General features: G+C 57.8%; 1 pseudogene. It reads left to right on the plus strand.

Annotation, left to right across the window (positions count from 1 at the left end):
* Positions 1-879 (plus strand): annotated as a pseudogene (locus FW764_RS28050) (type IV secretion protein Rhs); the annotation flags it as partial.

Genomic DNA, 879 nt, shown 5'->3' on the forward strand with positions numbered 1-879 from the left:
CAGCTTGGCGGAAGCGACGATTTACTTGGGGTCGCTGCCTGATGAATTGGTACTGGCTCAGGCGTCACGGTTTTATCACTTTCGCGACGGTGTGCTGACGGCGATCAGCGATCCGTATGACAACCGGCTGCGTATTGCTCGTGATCGTTTGGGGGGGATTGAGCGGCTGGATAACGGTGTAGGCCGTTGTTTGTTTTTGCGCTACGAACTGGGCCGCATTGTGGCGGTGGACTATCAGGTTCATCGCGCCAAAGGGTATGAACCCTACGTCTGGGTGACTGAGCAGAACGTCGTTTCCTACGCCTACGACGAGGCGGGACGACTGGTTTCAGCGACCAATGCTGTAGGCGAACGTGAGGTTTATCGGTACGACGATCAGCACGTCATCCTTGAGCGGCAGCTGGCCGGTGGGGCGAGTTTTTTTTGGGAGTGGGAACGGGCTGGCAAGGCGGCGCGCTGTGTTCGGCATTGGGCCAGTTTCTCGCAGATGGACACGCGCTATGCGTGGGAGGACGGCGGCAGGGTTACGGTTCACAACGCTGATGGCAGCCAGGAAGTTTATGTCCACGATCAGCGCGCGCGACTGGTACAGCGCATTGATCCGGATGGCGCTGAGCATTTCAAATCCTATGACGCCAAGGTCCGGCTGACGGTTGAGCAAAACCCGCTGGGGGCGGTGACGGCGTATCAGTATGACGAAGCCGGGCGTTTGGTGGCGCTGTTTCCTGGGGAAGATGAACCGACTTCCTACGAGCATGACAATGGGTTCGTACGGGTTGTAAGGCGGGGTGAGGCGGTTTGGAAATATGAGCGTAACGATCAGGGTGACGTCACGCGTAAGACTGATCCTGACGGCCACGTTACGGACTACACCTACAA

Source organism: Pseudomonas sp. 1152_12, from assembly GCF_052850675.1.